Below are 17,374 nucleotides of genomic sequence, written 5' to 3'. Positions count from 1 at the left end.
GTCTTTGTTTCGAAAGTCTGCACCTGGGCTTCCCTCTCCCTAACCCTCTCCCTGAAGGGAGAGGGGACCGTTCGGTGCAGATTGAAACGATGGCGTCAGCCGGCACAGGCTGCTCCCTCTCCCTTCGGAGCGGGGCGCGCAGCCAGGGCGGGGGAGAGGGATCTCCGTGGAACGATATTCAGGTAGGAGCGGACCTTGTCCGCGAAATATTTCGCGCAGGAGTTCCGAGCGGCCTGCGCACGCCCATGCACTGCGCATGTTCGAAGGCGCCGGCTGTGCCGGCGGTTCGCGGGCATGGCCCGCTCCTGCAGGTTTCCCCCAGCTGCGAATTATTCCTACTAAATTGGTAGGGCTTTATCCCTGACCCCCGAATGGCGTAAACTGGCGCCACGTTTGCGAGGAGTTGCCATGAGCGCTATCACCATCACCGAAGCCGCACAGGATTACCTGGCCGAGCTGCTGTCCAAGCAGGACACCCCCGGCATCGGCATTCGCATTTTCATCACCCAGCCGGGCACCCAGTACGCCGAAACCTGCATCGCCTACTGCAAGCCGGGCGAGCAGAAGCCGGAAGACACCCCGGTCGGCCTGAAGGCCTTCACCGCCTACATCGACGCCATCAGCGAACCGTTCCTGGACGACGCCGTGGTCGATTACGCCACCGACCGCATGGGCGGCCAGCTGACCATCAAGGCGCCCAACGCCAAGGTGCCGATGGTCAACGAAGACAGCCCGCTGACCGAGCGCATCAACTACTACCTGCAGACCGAGATCAACCCGGGTCTGGCCAGCCACGGCGGCCAGGTCAGCCTGGTGGACGTGGTCGAGGACAACATCGCCGTGCTGCGTTTCGGCGGTGGCTGCCAGGGCTGCGGTGCGGTCGAGATGACCCTGAAGGACGGCGTCGAGAAGACCCTGATCGAGCGCATCCCGGAGCTGAAGGGCGTGCGCGACGTCACCGACCACAGCAACCGCGAGAACGCCTACTACTGAGTCGGCGTACGAGCAGCGAAAAGGCGACCTTCGGGTCGCCTTTTTCATGCCTGGATTTCCACGACTCGCAGGGCGAATAACGCCTCAAGAGTTATCCGCCATTGCGGCGGATAACCCGTTCCGGGTTATGCGCCCTACGAACTGGCCTTCGTGCGTCGACATCGATGTTGCCGGCGGCGTAGGAGCGGACTCCGTCCGCGATCGGCCTGCCCCCGACGCTGACCATCGGGGGGGCCGATTCCGGGTGGGTTCGCGAGCAAGCTCGCTCCTACAATCAAGCGACGAACTGCTGTGCTTTCCTGCTGGAGAGAACCCCGCCGCGCTGGATTTCGCGGACAAGGTCCGCTCTTGCGCCAGCCCCCGCACCGCCCGGAAACGTAGGGCGCATAACGCCTCAAGCGTTATCCGCCATTGCGGCGGATAACCCGTTCCGGCTCAAGCGCCCTACGAACCGGCAACCTGTAGGAGCGAGCTTGCTCGCGAACCGCCCAGGTGCGGAACGGTCAGGCCTGCACCAGCTCCCGCCGCCCTGACCAGAGCATCACCAGCGCCACCAGCAGCACCGGCCACACCAGCAGGTTCACCGCGCTCCAGCCGACGCTGGTGATCAGCGCGCCGGAGCTGAATGACATCAGGGCCGCCAGGCTGCCGTTGCCCAGCTCCATCAGCCCCTGGGCATGGCCGCGTTCCTGTGCCGTGTGGCCGCAGGCGAGCAGCGTGGTGCCCGCCACCAGCATCAGGTTCCAGCCCATGCCCAGCAGCAGCGAGCTGACCAGGAACTGCGCCACCGACTGCCCGCTCAGGGCCACCGCCGCGCTCACCGCCAGCAGTGCCATGCCGACCCAGGCCACGCGAAGCGCGCCCAGGCGATCCACCAGCGGGCCGGCGACGAAAGCGGGCAGGAACATACCCAGCACGTGCCACTGGATCACGCTCACCGAGCGCTCCAGCGGCAGCCCGCAGAAGCTCATGGCCAGGGGCGTGGCGTTCATGATCAGGATCATCAGCCCGTGGCCGGCGGCGGTGCAGGCCATGGCGGCACGGATCGCCGGGCGCGCCAGCAGCTCGCGCATCACCTTCCAGCCGCCAGTGGACGGTGCGGGTGCAGCACCTTCCGGAAGCCGGCTGAGCACCGCGATGGCGACCAGCGCCAGCGCGGCAATCGCCAGGTAGGAACCCACGAACGGCGTGGGCAGGGCGTTACGCGACCACAGCGCCAGGCTCGGCGCGAGCAGGGCCGCGAGTACGCCGCCGCCGATCACGTAGGCCGTGGCGCGACCCTTGTGGGTTTCATCCACGGCCTCCAGCGCGGCGAAGCGGTAATACATCGCCGAAGCCTGGTAGGCACCGATGGGCAGCGCGCCCAGGCAGAACATCAGGAAGTCCGCCAGCCACACGCCCAGCGCGCAGAGCAACCCACCGGCCACGCCACACGCGGCGCCCAGCAGCAGGCCACGGCGTCGTCCGTGGCGCTGCATGAACAGTGACAGCGGCTGCACCGCCAGCAGGTTGCCCAGCACCAGGATCGCCAGCGGCAGAGTCGCCAGGCTGTTGAGCGGCGTGAGCTGGGCGCCCACCAGCGAGGTGAGGGTGATGCCGATCAGCGAGCAGGACCAGTACAGCGCCTGGCCAGTGAACAGCAGGCGGATCGCCGGAGTGCGCAGCAGCATGCTCCGCCCTCAGTCCTGGCAGCCGGCGGGCTTGAGCACCCGCTGGGTCGAGGCCGGACTGCTCGCCAGTTTCTCCAGCGGCCGACGCGGGCGCGGCACCAGTTCACCGCCGCAGTTCGGGCACTTGCCGTGCAGTACCTGCTCTGCGCAGTCGCGGCAGAAGGTGCATTCGAAGCTGCAGATCAGGGCGTCGGCGCTGTCGCCGGGCAGGTCGCGGTCGCAGCATTCGCAGCCGGGGCGGAGTTCGAGCATGGCAAGGTCCTTGGGTGGTGGTCGTTGTCAGTGCAGCTGGCCGAAGCGCTCGGCGTATTCCTGCGGGCTGATCGCCAGGTGCTTGTGGAAGGTGCGGCGCAGGTTTTCCGGGTGGCCGAAGCCGCACAGCCGCGACACCGTGCTGATCGACGCCTGGGCGTCCTGCAGCAACGCGCGGGCGGCCTCCAGGCGGACCTTCTCGACGTAGCGCCCCGGCCCGATGCCCAGTTCGCTGATGAATACCCGCGACAGGGTGCGTGGGCTCATGCACGCCTGCCCGGCGAGGGCTTCCAGTGACAGGTCGCTGCCCAGGTGGGCCGGAATCCACTCCAGCAGCGCCGCCAGGCGCGGCGTACGGCTGGGTTCCGGGGTCAGCCAGTGGCTGAACTGCGCCTGGCCGCCGGGGCGCTTGAGGAACATCACCAGCCGTCGAGCGACAGCCAGGGCCAGCGCGCGACCGAGGTCGGCTTCCACCAGCGCCAGGGCCAGGTCGATGCCGGCGGTGACGCCGGCCGAGGTGAACACGTGGTCGTCGCCGTCGCGGCGCTGCGGATCATAGGTGTGCAGGCGGTCGCCCTGGACCAGCACTTCGGGGTAGCCGGCGCACAGGTCGTCGACATCCGCCCAGTGAGTGGTGGCCGGGCGGCCGTTGAGCACGCCGGCGGCGGCCAGGATCAGCGCGCCGGAGCACACCGAACCGAGCCGGCGCACCTGGGGTTCGGCAGCAGCCAGCCAGTGCAGCAGGTCGGTGTTCTCGCATTGTGTCGGCACGCCCAGGCCGCCAGGGACCAGCAGCGTATCCAGGGTGGAGGGGTCGATTTTCCGCCAGGCCTGGTCGGCGCAGATGCGCAGCCCGGCCGAGGTCGCCACCGGTTCGGCGCGTTCGCCCAGCACCAGCAACTCGTAGATCGGCGCCAGGCCCTGGCGCTGACGTTCGACGTTGGCCGAGGCGAACACCTGCAGCGGCCCGGTGATGTCCAGGCTCATGACCTCGGGGTAGAGCAGGCAGGCGATGCGGCGCGATTCCATGGCAGGGCTCGTTCATTGGATGCCACGAGTGTGGCGGTGAGCGCCGCTGGCGGCAACGTCAGTCATCCCACATATCTTGCCAAATCAGCTGGCAACCACCTTCAGGCCGCCGAGTCGGTAGGCGCTGGCATACAGCACCGGCAGCACGATCAGCGTCAGCAGCGTGGCGAAGCCCAGACCGAACATGATCACCACCGACATGCTCTGGAAGAAGGCGTCCAGCAGCAGCGGCGCCAGACCGAGGATGGTGGTCAGCGCGGTCAGGCAGATTGGCCGCAGACGCGCGCAGGCGGCGTTAACCAGCGCCTCGCGCGGGGCCTCGCCACCGGCCACCAGGTTGTCGACTTCCTCCAGCAGCACGATGCCGTTGCGCACCAGCATGCCGGACAGGCTCAGCAGCCCCAGCAGCGCCATGAAGCCGAAGGGGATGCCGGTGAGCAGGAAGCCGACGGTCACGCCGATCATCGCCAGCGGCACGGTCAGCCAGATCAGCAGCGCCTTGCGCGGCGAGGAGAACATCAGCACGGTGATGATGAACATCGCCAGGAACGCCATGGGCAGGCTGCCGAGCACGCCGTTGCGGGCGTCGCCGGAGCTTTCCACGTCGCCGCCCCAGGCCAGTTCGTAGCCGGGCGGAAGCTTCAGCGCTTCAATCTGCGGGCGCACTCGGCCCAGCAACTGCGAAGAGGTTTCGCCGCTCTGCGGGGCCACGTCGGCCATCACCGTCAGCGTGCGCTTGCGGTCCTGGCGCAGGATCAACGGGTCTTCCCAGACGCTGTCGAAGCCGCCGACCACCTGCTCGATGGGCAGGTAACGCTGGCTCACCGGGCTCCACAGCATCAGGTCGTTGATCTGCCCGGCGTGCAGTTCGCTTTCACGCACGACGATGGGCAGTTGCTGGGTGCCGTCGCGGTAGATGCCCACCGTCAGGCCGCTGAAGCTCATGCGCAGCAGGCCGTCGAGGTCGCGCTTGTCGATGCCCAGCTCGCGGGCGCGGGCCTCGTTGAACTGCGGGCGCACCAGCAGCGCACGGGCCTGCCAGTCGTGGCCGACGCCGGTGGCCACCGGGTCGGCGGCGAGGATGTCGCCCACCTGCGCACCCAGGCGGCGCAGTTCCTGCGGGTCCGGCCCGGTCAGCCGGACTTCGATGGCGCTGCCGCTGGAGGGGCCGAACATCAGGCGCTTGAGGCCGGTCTGCACCTGCGGGTAGTGGTTGTCGAGGTACTGCTGCAGGTCGGCGATCAGCCCCGGAATCTGTGCGCGGTTCTCGGTACGCACCAGCACCTGGGCGTAGTTGGCGTGCTGGCGCTCGGCGCCGTAGGTGAGGATGAAGCGCGGCGCACCCTGGCCGATGCTGGTCACGGTGCGCTGCACGCCGGGCAGGGCGCTGATGTGCTGGTCGATCTCGGCGGCGAGGTCGCGGGTGTGCTCGATGGCGGTGCCCTGGGGCAGCCACAGGTCGACGAAGAACATCGGCGTGTTGGCCGGCGGGAAGAAGTTCTGCCGCACCTGGGAGAAGCCCAGCAGCGAGGCGGCCAATGCTGCGGCGAGCACGATCAGGGTCAGCGCACGCTGGCGCAGGCAGGCTTCCAGCAGGCCGCGATAGGCGCGATACAGCCAGCCCTGGTGCGGCTCGGCACTGTCGGCCTTCACCAGCATATTGGCGAAGGCCCAGCGGGCGAACAGCGGCGCCAGGGTCATGGCAGTGATCCAGCTGAGCAGCAGCGACACCAGCAGCACGTCGAACAGCGAGCGGCAGTATTCGCCGGTGGAATCCGAAGACAAGCCGATGGGCGCGAAGGCCAGCACCGCGATCACCGTGGCGCCCAGCAGGGGCAGGGCGGTGAGGCGGACGATATGCCGGATCGCCGCATCGATGCCCTGGCCGCGCAGGCGCCCGACCAGCACGCCCTCGACCACCACGATGGCGTTGTCCACCAGCATGCACAGGGAAATGATCAGCGCGCCGAGGCTGATGCGCTGCAGCTCGATGCCCAGCAGGTACATCAGCAGCAGGCTGCCCAGCACGTTGATCGCCAGCACCCCGGCAATCACCACGCCGCTGCGCAGGCCCATGAAGATCAGCAGGGTGCCGACGACGATGGCCAGCGCCAGGACGAAGCTGAGCAGGAAGCCGTTGACCGCGCCGTGGACTTCCACCGCCTGGTCATAGAAGGGCGTCAGCTGCATGCCGGCCGGGCGTTCGCTTTCCAGCTGGTCGAGGCGCAGGTGCACCGCGTCGCCGACCTTCACCACGTTCACCTGCGGGGCGAAGGCGATGCCCAGCGCCAGGGCCGCATGGCCATCGGCGCGCCACAGGTGGCTGGGCGTATCGGTGAAGCCGCGCTTCACCGTGGCGATATCGCCCAGGCGGATCAGCTGGGCGCTGCCCGGCGCGCTGACCAGCAGGCGCTCCAGCTCGCCGACGTCGGCGAATTCACCGGTGGGGTGCAGGCGGATGCTCTCGCTGCCCACCCGCAGGCTGCCGGCATCGGACACCACGTTCTGCCGATTGAGCAGGTCCACCAGGCGCGCCAGCGGCACGCCCATGGCGGCCATCTTTTCCCGCGACACGTCCACCTGCACCTGCTCGGCCTGCAGGCCCGACACCACCACCTTGCTCACCCCCGGCACCAGCACCAGCTCGCGGCGCAGGAAGTCGGCGTAGTCGCGCAGTTCCTGGTAGCTGTAGCCCTGGCCGGAGAGGGACAGGAGGATGCCGTAGACGTCGCCGAAGTCGTCGTTCACCTGAGGCGGCGAGACGCCCGGCGGCAGGTGTGGGGCGAGGTCGTTGACCTTGCGCCGCAGCTCGTCCCAGATCTGCGGCAGCTCGCCAGCGCGGTACTGGGGTTTGATGTTGACGGTGATCTGCGACAGCCCGGCGCTGGAGATCGAGGTGAGCTTGTCGACGTAGGCCAGTTGCTGGATGGCGTTCTCCAGCGGGTAGGTGACTTCCTCTTCCACCTGTTGCGGCGAGGCGCCGGCATAGCGGGTGGCGACCACTGCGGTCTTCACGGTGAAGGCCGGGTCTTCCAGGCGGCCGATCTCGAGGATGGCGTAGAGGCCGCCCAGGGCCAGCAGCAGGATGACGATCCAGCTGCCTACCTTGTTGTTGAGGAAATAGCCGGTGAAGTCCATTACAGCCCCCGTTCGCGTTGCCACGGACGGACCTGCTGGCCCTGGCGCAGCTCGCTGGTGCCGGCGGCGACGATGCGCTCGCCCGGTTCCAGGCCGGCGAGAATCTGGATGCCCTCGGCGCCCGGCTGGCCCAGCTGCACGGCACGGCGCTCGACATGCAGCGCCTCGCCTTCACCTTTCACCACCCACACCTGGCTCTGCCCCGGTGCGCCGTCGTCGGCGCTGAACACCGCTTCCACGGGCACCCGCAGGATGGCCGGCGCGTCACGGCCGAGCTGGGCGAAGTCCACCTCGACAGTGGCGCTCATGCCCGGCAGCAGGGTGACGTCCTTGGGCCGCTCCAGGGTCAGGGTGACGGTGTAGCTCAGGGTCGCCGGATCGGGGCGGGTGCTGTGCTCCTTGTAGATCGCCGGGAAGTCGCGGCCGGGCACGCGGGCCAGGCGCACGATGGGCTGGTAGTCGCTGCGCAGGCTGGCGCCATCGACGCGCTCCAGCAGGCTTTCCGGGAGCTGGAACTGTACGTCATAGGTATCGGCTGATTGCAGGATCGCCACCGGCTGCTTGGGTTGCAGCATCTGGTGGTTCTGCACCGGCAGCTGGGCGATGACGCCGGCGAACGGCGCCTCCAGGCGGGCATAGCCGACTTCCTGGCGGGCCAGCTTGAGCGCGGCCTCGGCAGAGTCCAGCTGGGCCTTGCGCTGGTCCAGCTCGGCGCGGGCCACCAGTTGCCGCTCGTTGAGCGTGGCCACGCGCTGGTACTGGGCGCGGGCGAGATTGAAGGTGGCCTCGCGGTCGCGCAGGCGCAGGCGCAGGTCGGCATCGTCCAGCTCGGCGATCAGCTGGCCGCGCTCGACGCGCTGGCCCTGTTTCACCGAGAGGGTCTTGAGGTGGCCGGCGAGACGGAAGGACAGGTCGACTTCATCCGAGGCCACCAACTGGCCGGGGAACTGACGCACGCCTTCGGCGGCCGCGGCTGGCACGCTGAACAGCTTTACCGGGCGAACCACGTTGACCGGCGCCGAGGGCGTCGGGCCGCAGCCGACCAGCAGAGCGACGAGCAGGAGGCAGGCGGGCGTTTTCACGGGGGAATTCCTCAGGACTCAGTGGGTGCGGCCAGACTGCGCGCCGCTCGGAATGGTCCGCCTGACATACATCAAGGGCCGCTGGGCGGCTCTGGGAAAGTTCAGCGGCGGTACAGGAATCGTTCAGATACGGCCGCGTCGTCAGACCTTCAGCACGCCGCGAAAACCGCGCGCCGCGTAATACGACTGCACACCGTTGTGGTAAGTGAAGACCCGCTCGTAGCGACGGTCGCCGAACAACGCGCCGTCCAGCTTGCGCATCGAGCCTGGGGTACGCAGCCAACTGGAGGTCTTCAGGTCGAAGCTGCCCAGTTCCTGCAGCTGGCGGTACTGCGCCTCGTCGAGCAGCTCGATGCCGATCTGCGCGGCCAGTTCGGTGGCGCAGCCGGCGGGCTTGTCCTTCTTGCGTGCGTCCAGCGCTTCGCGGTCGTAGCACAGGCTGCGGCGGCCGGCAGGGGTTTCGGCGGAGCAGTCGAAGAACAGCAAGGCGCCGCTGGCGCTTTCGCGGCCGACCACGTCGGGTTCGCCGCCGGTTGCTTCCATCTGCTCCAGCGCCTTGAGCTTGGCCGGGGCGGCCGCCAGGCGTGCCTGCACTTCATTCCAGTCGATGCCGGCATGCCGCTGTGGATGTGCCTCGAAGCGTGCCTGCAGTGTCGCCAGAAGGGTATCGCGCTGCTGCGCATTCATCTCGCCATCTCCCTGAGCCGATTCCGTGTAGCCATGGCTCTGGAGTAAAGCAGGAAATCTTCGCAGCGCTCTGTTGCGGGCCTTAGCCGGCCTCGCCCCAGCGCTCACGCACCACGAGGATTTCCGGCAGGCAGCCGAGGAACAGCTCCACCAGCTGCGGGTCGAATTGACTGCCTTTCTCCCGGCGCAACAGCTCCACCGCGTCCTCGACGCTCCAGGCCGGTTTGTACGGGCGCACGCTGGTCAGTGCGTCGAACACGTCGGCGATGGCAACGATGCGGCCTTCCACGGGGATCTCCTCGCCGCGCAGGCCGTTGGGGTAGCCGGTGCCGTCCCAGCGTTCGTGGTGGGTGAGGGCGATACTGCGGGCCAGGGTGAGCAGCGGCGAGTCATGCTCGCCGATGATCCGCGCGCCGATCTCCGGGTGCTGGCGCATCACCGCCCACTCGTGATCTTCCAGGCGCCCCGGCTTCTGCAGGATGGCGTCGGGAATGCCGATCTTGCCCACGTCGTGCATGGGCGCGGCGTTGAGCAGGTCGTCGGCGGCCTTCTCGGCGAAGCCGGCGGCGCGGGCGAGGATGTGCGCGTAGTGGCTCATGCGGATGACGTGCAGGCCGGTCTCGTTGTCCTTGAACTCCGCGGCCTTGCCCAGGCGCTGGACAATCTGCAGGCGCGTTTCGCGCAGCTCCTCCACGCGTACCAGCGACAGGTGCGTGCGCACCCGCGCCTTGACGATGGGCGGGCTGACCGGCTTGGTGATGTAGTCCACCGCGCCTACCTCGAAGCCCCGGGCCTCGTCCGGCACGTCGGCCAGGGCGGTGACGAAGATAACCGGGATGGCGCAGGTGGCCTGCTCGGCCTTGAGCCGCTGGCACACCTCGAAGCCGGTCATGCCCGGCATCATCACGTCCAGCAGGACCAGCTCGGGGCGCTCGCGGTTGGCCAGCTCCAGGGCCTTGTCGCCGTCCTTGGCGAACAGCAGGCGATAGTCGTCCTGCAGGATGTGGCGCAGCACCTGGAGATTGGTGGCTTCATCGTCCACCAGCAGCAGGCACGGGCGAAGGTCTTGGGCGCTCAGGTTCATGCTTGCTCCAGGCGGTTGCCGAGGGTGCGGACCCAGTGCAGGGCCTGGTCGAAGTCGAAATCGTCGATGGCCAGGTTCAGCGAGGCGAAGGTCTCGTGGTACTCGCCGCGGGCGGTGCCGGCGCGCAGGCGCTCCAGCGCAGCGTCGTCCAGGCCGCCACGCGACAGCGCCAGCTCCAGGGCCTGCAGCGCTTCGCGCAGGTCATCGACGGCGGTCTGCGCCAGCACTTCGTCGAGCGCGCCATCGACGGCTGCCGGCACCAGCGGCACCGACTGGCGGACGATGACGAACTCGGCGCGGGCGCGGTCCAGGGCGCTGCCCAGCTGTTCCGCGGTGCCATGGTCGGCGGCGCCCTCCAGCGCTCCGATGGCGCCGGCCAGGCGCGGCAGCGCGAGATTGGCGGCGGCACCGCGCAGGCGGTGGGCGAGGGCGGTGATGGCGACACGGTCGCCGCTGTCGACCGCCTGTTCCAGGCTGACGAGGCTGCCTTCCTGTTCGTCGAGGAAGCGCACGACGGCCCGCGCCATGGGCAGCGGCCCGCCCCACAGGCGGGCGCCGACGGTCCAGTCGAGGGTGGCCAGCGCGGCCGGCGCCGCGTTCTTTTCACCCAGGACCACTGGCGCGGTGCCCAGCAGGCGGGCGATCTCATCGAGCAGGCCGTTGAGTTCCAGGGGTTTGCTGGCGAAGCCGTTCATGCCGGCGTCCAGGGCATTCTGCCGGTCGCGGTCGAGCACGCTGGCGGTCAGCGCGATGATCGGCACGGCCGCCGTGCCACGCTGCTGTTCGATGGCACGAATGCGTCGGGTGGCTTCCAGGCCATCCATGCCGGGCATCTGCACGTCCATCAGGATCAGGTCGAAGGCCTGCGCGCTGTAGGCGTCCACCGCGGCCTGGCCGTCGCCGACGCTGTGCGGCTGGTGGCCGAGGCGGCGCAGGTTGAGTTCGAGCAGCTCGACGTTCTGCGGCACGTCGTCCGCCACCAGGATGCGCAGGGCGGGCAGGCTCGGCGCGTGGCTGCGGGTCGCCGGCTGTACGCTGCGGCCAGCGGGCAGCGGCAGGTCGACGGTGAACACGCTGCCGCGGCCCACTTCGCTTTCCACGCCCAGGCGGCCGCCCATCAGCTCCACCAGCTGGCGCGAGATGGTGGTGCCCAGCCCGGTGCCGCCGAAGCGCCGGCTCATGGAGGCGTCGGCCTGGGCGAAGGGATCGAAGATGCGTTCCAGGCGGTCGGCGGCGATGCCGATGCCGGTATCGCGGATGGCCAGGCGCAGAGCGCCGGGTTCGCCGCTGATGACCAGCCGCACTTCGCCGCGCTCGGTGAATTTCACCGCGTTGCCCAGCAGGTTGGTCAGCACCTGCTGCAGGCGCAGCGGATCGCCGCAGAAGTACTCGCCCACGCGCTGGCCATAGTCGATCCGCAGGTCCAGGCCCTTGCGCTCGGCGGACAGCCGCAGCGCCGCGCAGACCTGCTCGCACAGCTCCGCCAGGGAGAAGTCGATGGCCTCCAGCTCGATGGCGCCTCGGTCGAGCTTGGCGGTGTCGAGGATGTCGTTGAGCAGCCCCAGCAGCGAGCGCGAGGCGGCCTGCACGGTATTGAGGTGGCGCCGCTGGTTCTGCTCCAGCGGCGAATCCAGCAGCAGCTCGGTGAAGCCCATGATGGCGTTCATCGGCGTGCGGATCTCGTGGCTCATGTTGGCCAGGAAGCTGCTGCGCGCGGCGGCGGCCTGCTCGGCGCGGTCGCGGGCGCTGCGCAGTTCCTGCTCCATGACGCGGCGTGGGGTGAGGTCGGTGGCCAGTTTCACCACCTTCACCGGCTTGCCGTCGAAATCCAGGATCGGGTTGTAGGTAGCGTGGATCCACACCTCGCGGCCGTCCTTCGCCAGCCGGCGGTACTCGCCGGCGCTGAACTCACCCTTGCGCAGTTCCTGCCAGAACGCCTGGTACTCCGCACTGCTGGCGTAGCCGGAAGGGCAGAACAGGCTGTGGTGCTGGCCCAGCACCTCGGCCTCGCGGTAGCCGAACAACTGCAGGAAATGCTCGTTGGCGGCCAGCACGTGGCCGTCGAGGTCGAACTCGATCAGCGCCATGGCGCGGCCGATGGCAGTGAACTTGCCTTCGTACTCGTTGCTCAGCAGCTTGGATTCGGTGTGGTCGAGCAGCACGCCGTCGATCCACTGCGGGTTGCCCGCCTCGTCGTAGCAGGCGCTGCCGCCTTCCCAGATCCAGCGCTCGGTGCCGCTGCGATCGAACAGGCGGTACTCGACGACATAGCTGCGCCGTTCGGCGATGGCGCGGCGGACTTCCGCGTTCACCGCGGCCTGGTCATCGGGATGGTAGAGCTGGCCGAAGGTGATGCGTCCGCTGCTGAAATCGTTGGCCGACCAGCCGGTGACGGCCTCGACCGCATCGCTGACGAACAGGACGTTCCAGGCGTCGTCCGGGAGGACGCGGAAGGCGATGCCGGGCATGTTGCGGATCAGCGAGCGGTACTGCTCCTCGCGGGTGCGCAGGGCCTGTTCCATCTCGCGGCGTTCGCTGATGTCGGCGACGAAGGCGACGAACCACGGCTTGCCGTGGTGATCGGTGACGCCCAGGCTGACCCGCACCGGGAATTCCCGGCCGTCGCGGGTCAGGCCCTCGAGTTCGATCTCCGAGCTGGTGAACTGGCGCTGGCCGCTGCGCTTGTAGCTCTCCAGCGCCATCTGGAACTGGTAGCCGTAGGCCGGGTTCATCAGCACCTGCATGGGCTGGCCGATCAGCTCGTGGGGGTGCCAGCCGAACAGGCGCAGCACGGCATGGTTGACCGAACGGATCACGCCACTGTGGTCGACGGTAAGGATCGCTTCGACGGCGGCGTCGAGCAGCGAGTCCAGGTGCTTGCGCCGCCGCTCCAGTTCCTGGAACAGCTGGCGGTAGCGCAGCAGGCCGTTCACCGCCGCCACGCAGATGCTCAGGCTGATGGTGGCCATGGACACCGCCATGGCCAGGTAGAAGCTGCCCTGCACGCCCTGCGGTGCACCGAACTCCTCCATGCCGACGAAGCGCGCCGCGGCCATCCCGGTGTAATGCATGCCGGCAATCGCCAGGCCCATCACCGCGCCGCTGACCAGGATCGCCAGGCTTGGCCGCATCCGCCCGCGCAGGCCGAAGCGCACCCACAGGGCGATGACCGCCAGCACTACGGCGACGATGATCGACAGGACGAACATCCAGGGGTCGTAGCGCAGCAGCGGCGCCATCTGCATGGCCGCCATGCCGCTGTAGTGCATGGCGCCGATCCCGGCGCCGACCAGCACGCCGCCGCCGATGAACTGCAACTGGCTGACGTTGCGCTGGGCCAGCAGGTTGAGGGCGATCCACGAGGCGAACAGGCTCGGCAGGCCCGACAGCAGGGTGATCAGCGGGTCATAGCGCACCGCGGCGCAGAGCTGGAAGGACAGCATGCCGATGAAGTGCATCGACCAGACGCCGCCGCCCAGGGCCACCGCGCCAGTGCCGATGGCCAACTGGCGGTAGAAGCGGTTGCGCGACATCCGCGCCACGCCGGCCAGTTGCAGGGCCATGGTCGAGGTGAAGATGGCGATCAGGACGGACAACAGCACCAGTGCAGCGTTGTGTTCGCCGAAGACCAGCAGGGAAGGCGTGTCGCCGAGGTAGAAATATCGCTGCAGATCGAGCATTGAACGTAGACCGTACTGCGTGCCGAAGGCCCGGTGGATGACGCGACTGGGTAGTCAGTGCGAAGCAGAGCACAGGATGGCTGCAAATTGCCATCATTGTCGGTCGCTGCTCACGCGAAACCCGGGGTGCGATGGGGGAATCTGACGAGCGGGCGGGGTGTTTTCGGAAACGAAGCTGAATCGATCCAGCAGAAGAGACACCGACAAGCTTCTATCGGCTGCGTGCAGGGGGAATTGAGGGGCGGGGGAAGGATTACCGATGATCGGCAGCCGCAATGAAAAGCCCGGCTGAGGGCCGGGCTTTTCGGGCGTTGCCTGTCTGCGGATCAGGCAGGCATGTGCCAATCCTGCAGGCTGTGGCCTTCGCGATTGAGTTCCTCGCGAGCCTGGGTCAGCAGGTTCTCGAGTTGCTGGCGGTTGGAATAGGCGGAGCTGGGAATGTGGGTGAGGCCCAGCAGCCGGGCACCGGTACGATCGAGGACGGACAGGTCGAGGCTGCCGTCGCCCCCCTGGTCAACCCAGGTCACACACTGGAAGGGTTGGAAGGCTCGTCCGGTGATCAGCAGAGCCTCGTTGAAACGAAGAGTCGCATGCATGGTTGTGATCTCTCTGCGGTGATCCATTGCGAAGGTGGCGAAAGCGGTTCATCCACTTTCGTGTTCGTTCACGCAATTGATGGATTCAGAGTCGAAGAAAGTCACAACCCATGTCGCGGTTGTACACAAAATAGTCGCAAATAAAACTGTTTGAGTCGCTGCAGGCCCCGTCAGCCGTGGCCTGCAGCGAGATTTCGGGTGCGCCATCGCGTCGCACGCCCCCTGGCTGACGGGCGACGAATGGTCAGGCCTGCATGGCCCAGCCGTCCACGTTCATGGCCGCCTGGCGCAGCGCCTCGGAGCGGGTCGGGTGCGGGTGGCAGGTGCGCGCGATGTCCTCGGCGGCGCCGCGGAACTCCATGGCCACGCAGTATTCCGCGATCATGTCGCCGACGTTCGGGCCGATCATGTGCACGCCGAGAATCTCGTCGCTGCGCTCATCCGCCAGCACCTTCACGAAGCCTTCGGTCTCGTGGTTGATCTTCGCCCGGCTGTTGGCGGTGAAGGGGAACTTGCCTACCTTGTAGGCGCGGCCCTCGGCCTTGAGCTGCTCCTCGGTCCTGCCCACGGTGGCGACTTCCGGGTGGGTGTAGATCACGCTGGGGATCACGTCGTAGTTCACTTCCCCGGCCTTGCCGGCGATCAGCTCGACGCAGGCGATGGCCTCGTCCTCGGCCTTGTGCGCGAGCATCGGGCCGGAGGTCACGTCGCCGATCACCCAGATACCCGGCACGGCGCTGCGGTGCTCGTGGTTTTCCAGCATGCCGCGCTTGTCGGTGTTCAGGCCCACGCTTTCCAGGCCGAGGCCCTGGGTGTAGGGGCGGCGACCGATGGCGAGCAGCACGTAATCTGCCTCTATCGTCTGTGCCGGGCCGCCGGCGGCCGGTTCCACGCTCAGCGTCACCTGCTTGCCGCTGACCCTGGCCTGGGTGACCTTGGCGCCCAGCTTGAAGCTCATGCCCTGTTTGGTCAGCGCGCGCTGGAAGGTCCTGGCGGTTTCCAGGTCCATGCCGGGGCAGATGCGGTCGAGGTATTCGATCACCGTCACTTCCGCGCCCAGGCGGCGCCACACCGAACCCAGCTCCAGGCCGATGACCCCCGCGCCGATCACCACCAGGTGCTTGGGCACCTCGGGGATGGACAGCGCACCAGTGGAGTCGAGGATGCGTTTGTTGTCGACCTCGACGCCCGGCAGCGGCGAGGGCTCGGAGCCGGTAGCGATGATGATGTCCTTGGCGGTCAGCGTGCTCCTGCTGCCGTCGGCGGCGGTCACTTCGACCTTGCCCGGCCCGTCGATTCGGCCCCAGCCTTTCACCCAGTCCACCTTGTTCTTGCGGAATAGGAACTCCACGCCCTTGGTCAGCGCGGCCACGCTCTCGGCCTTCTGCTTCATCATCTGCGCCAGGTCCAGCTTGGGCTTGACCTGGATGCCGAGGTTGGCGAACTCGCCGCCGGCCGCCGCTTCGTACAGCTCGGAGGCGTGCAGCAGCGCCTTGGAGGGCATGCAGCCGACGTTCAGGCAGGTGCCGCCGAGGGTCTCGCGGCCCTCCACGCAGGCCACCTTCAGGCCCAGCTGGCCGGCACGGATGGCGGCGTTGTAGCCGCCGGGGCCGCCGCCAATGACGATCACATCGTATGCGCTCATGCGGTGTTCTCCTTAACAGGGAAAGGGCAGTTGAGAAACAGTCAGTCGAGGTTAGCCGGCGGGTGCTGGATCACCAGCGCAGGGCCCGGGAATAGCGTTCCTCAATTTATATTACGAACATAATATATGATGTCGTGCAAGTCATGCACACATGACAGGCGCGGCGGGGAGGGCGAAAATGCAGGGCTTTGGCGCCCCAGGTTCGTGCGCCTACGGAGAATTCATGAAGATCGACTGCGATTTCGACAGCGGCAACATCCAGGTCATCGACGCCAGCGACCCGCGCCACGTGCGCCTGGCGCTGCGGCCAGACAGCAAAAGCCCGCACTTCCAGTGGTTCCACTTCAAGGCTGAGGGTCTGGTGCCCGGCCGGCAGTACCAGTTCAGCCTGACCAATACCCCCGGCTCCAGCTACACCGGCGGTTGGCCGGGCTACAACGCGGTGGCGTCCTACGATCAACGTGACTGGTTCCGCGTGCCCAGCACCTACGACTCCAACGGCCTGCACTTCAGCCTCGACGCCGAGCAACCCCAGGCCTGGTTCGCCTACTTCGAGCCCTACAGTCGCGAGCGCCACGCCGAGCTGGTGCAGCGCGCCCAGGCCAACGGCGCCGAACTGCTCGCTACCGGGCACAGCCTCGAAGGCCGCGAGATGCCCCTGCTACGTATCGGCAAGGGCGCGCCGGGCGCGCGCAAGATCTGGCTGATCGCCCAGCAGCACCCTGGCGAGCATATGGCCGAGTGGTTCATGGAAGGCCTGATCGAGCGTCTGCAATCAGCCGACGCCGACATCCAGCGCCTGCTGCAGCACGCCGACTTCTACCTGGTGCCGAACATGAACCCCGACGGCGCCTTCCACGGCCACCTGCGCACCAACGCCGCCGGCAAGGACCTCAACCGCGCCTGGGCCGCGCCCAGCGCCGAGGAGAGCCCGGAAGTGCTGTTCGTCCAGCAGCAGATGGCGAAGTACGGCGTCGACCTGTTCCTCGACGTCCACGGCGACGAGGAAATCCCCTTCGTGTTCGCCGCCGGTTGCGAAGGCAATCCCGAGTTCACCCCGCGCCTGGATCGCCTGGAGCAGCTGTTCCGCGAGCGCCTGGAGGCCAACGGCGAATTCCAGAGCGTGCACGGTTACCCGAAGGATGCCCCCGGCCAGGCCAACCTCACCCTGGCCTGCAACCACGTCGGCCGCACCTACGACTGCCTGTCGCTGACCCTGGAAATGCCGTTCAAGGACCACAACCTCTCGCCCAACGCCCGCACCGGGTGGAGCGGGGCGCGTTCCAAGGCGTTGGCTGCAGCCGTGTTGGTGACCGTGGCGAGCCTGGTCGAGGAGCTGCGCTGATCGGCTGGACCAGGTTCCACGCTGATTCCCCTGCGTAGGAGCGGACTCCGTCCGCGATGGGGCCGCCACGCGCCGGACGCCATCGCGGACGGAGTCCGCTTGTATGGCGTTAGGGTAGGAACCTGTCGGGGGTGGAGGGACAAAGTCCGCTTCTGCAAGCCAGACGGTAGGAG

12 protein-coding genes are annotated in these 17,374 nt (G+C 67.7%); 2 read left to right on the top strand and 10 right to left on the bottom strand.

What is annotated here, in order from left to right; genetic code table 11:
- Positions 1–408 precede the first annotated feature (408 nt).
- The gene (nfuA, locus tag HNP46_RS32720; protein ID WP_184597512.1) at positions 409–993 is read left to right on the top strand and encodes a Fe-S biogenesis protein NfuA; all 585 of its coding nucleotides are present in this window, start codon (positions 409–411) and stop codon (positions 991–993) included.
- 503 nt (positions 994–1,496) lie between these two features.
- Here nfuA and HNP46_RS32715 read toward each other — a convergent pair.
- The 10 genes from HNP46_RS32715 to lpdA form a co-directional block, all read right to left on the bottom strand.
- Positions 1,497–2,663, bottom strand: coding sequence for an MFS transporter (locus HNP46_RS32715; protein WP_184597510.1), 1,167 nt, complete (start codon positions 2,661–2,663; stop codon positions 1,497–1,499).
- A 9-nt stretch (positions 2,664–2,672) separates the two neighbouring features.
- On the bottom strand, positions 2,673–2,915 hold the full coding sequence (locus tag HNP46_RS32710) for a DUF1272 domain-containing protein (RefSeq protein WP_184597508.1): 243 nt from the start codon (positions 2,913–2,915) through the stop codon (positions 2,673–2,675).
- 27 nt (positions 2,916–2,942) lie between these two features.
- Complete coding sequence (locus tag HNP46_RS32705; RefSeq protein WP_184597506.1) at positions 2,943–3,944, bottom strand: GlxA family transcriptional regulator; 1,002 nt, start codon at positions 3,942–3,944, stop codon at positions 2,943–2,945.
- Between the two features lie 84 nt (positions 3,945–4,028).
- The gene (locus HNP46_RS32700; RefSeq protein ID WP_184597504.1) at positions 4,029–7,082 is read right to left on the bottom strand and encodes an efflux RND transporter permease subunit; all 3,054 of its coding nucleotides are present in this window, start codon (positions 7,080–7,082) and stop codon (positions 4,029–4,031) included.
- Positions 7,082–8,164 (bottom strand): efflux RND transporter periplasmic adaptor subunit, encoded by a 1,083-nt coding sequence (locus HNP46_RS32695; RefSeq protein ID WP_184597502.1) that lies wholly within the window; start codon positions 8,162–8,164, stop codon positions 7,082–7,084. The genes HNP46_RS32700 and HNP46_RS32695 overlap by 1 nt, the downstream gene beginning before the upstream one ends.
- Before the next feature lie 141 nt (positions 8,165–8,305).
- A complete protein-coding gene (locus HNP46_RS32690; RefSeq protein WP_184597500.1) occupies positions 8,306–8,851 on the bottom strand; it encodes a DUF4256 domain-containing protein in 546 nt (181 codons plus the stop codon).
- 82 nt (positions 8,852–8,933) lie between these two features.
- Positions 8,934–9,935, bottom strand: coding sequence for an HD domain-containing phosphohydrolase (locus HNP46_RS32685; protein WP_184597498.1), 1,002 nt, complete (start codon positions 9,933–9,935; stop codon positions 8,934–8,936).
- On the bottom strand, positions 9,932–13,615 hold the full coding sequence (locus HNP46_RS32680; RefSeq protein ID WP_184597496.1) for a PAS domain S-box protein: 3,684 nt from the start codon (positions 13,613–13,615) through the stop codon (positions 9,932–9,934). The genes HNP46_RS32685 and HNP46_RS32680 overlap by 4 nt, the downstream gene beginning before the upstream one ends.
- Positions 13,616–13,941: 326 nt before the next feature.
- Positions 13,942–14,211, bottom strand: coding sequence for a hypothetical protein (locus HNP46_RS32675; protein ID WP_184597494.1), 270 nt, complete (start codon positions 14,209–14,211; stop codon positions 13,942–13,944).
- 244 nt (positions 14,212–14,455) lie between these two features.
- Complete coding sequence (lpdA, locus tag HNP46_RS32670; protein ID WP_184597492.1) at positions 14,456–15,856, bottom strand: dihydrolipoyl dehydrogenase; 1,401 nt, start codon at positions 15,854–15,856, stop codon at positions 14,456–14,458.
- Positions 15,857–16,079: 223 nt separating this feature from the next.
- Between lpdA and HNP46_RS32665 the strand changes: the two genes are divergently transcribed.
- Entirely contained in the window at positions 16,080–17,201 is a 1,122-nt protein-coding gene (locus tag HNP46_RS32665) for a M14 family metallopeptidase (RefSeq protein WP_184597490.1), read from the top strand.
- Positions 17,202–17,374 lie beyond the last annotated feature (173 nt).

The sequence above is a fragment of the Pseudomonas nitroreducens genome (genome assembly GCF_014204515.1).
Lineage (GTDB): Bacteria > Pseudomonadota > Gammaproteobacteria > Pseudomonadales > Pseudomonadaceae > Pseudomonas > Pseudomonas nitritireducens_A.
Note: the sequence above shows the minus strand (reverse complement) of the source record. Positions and strands in the feature narration are given on the sequence as shown.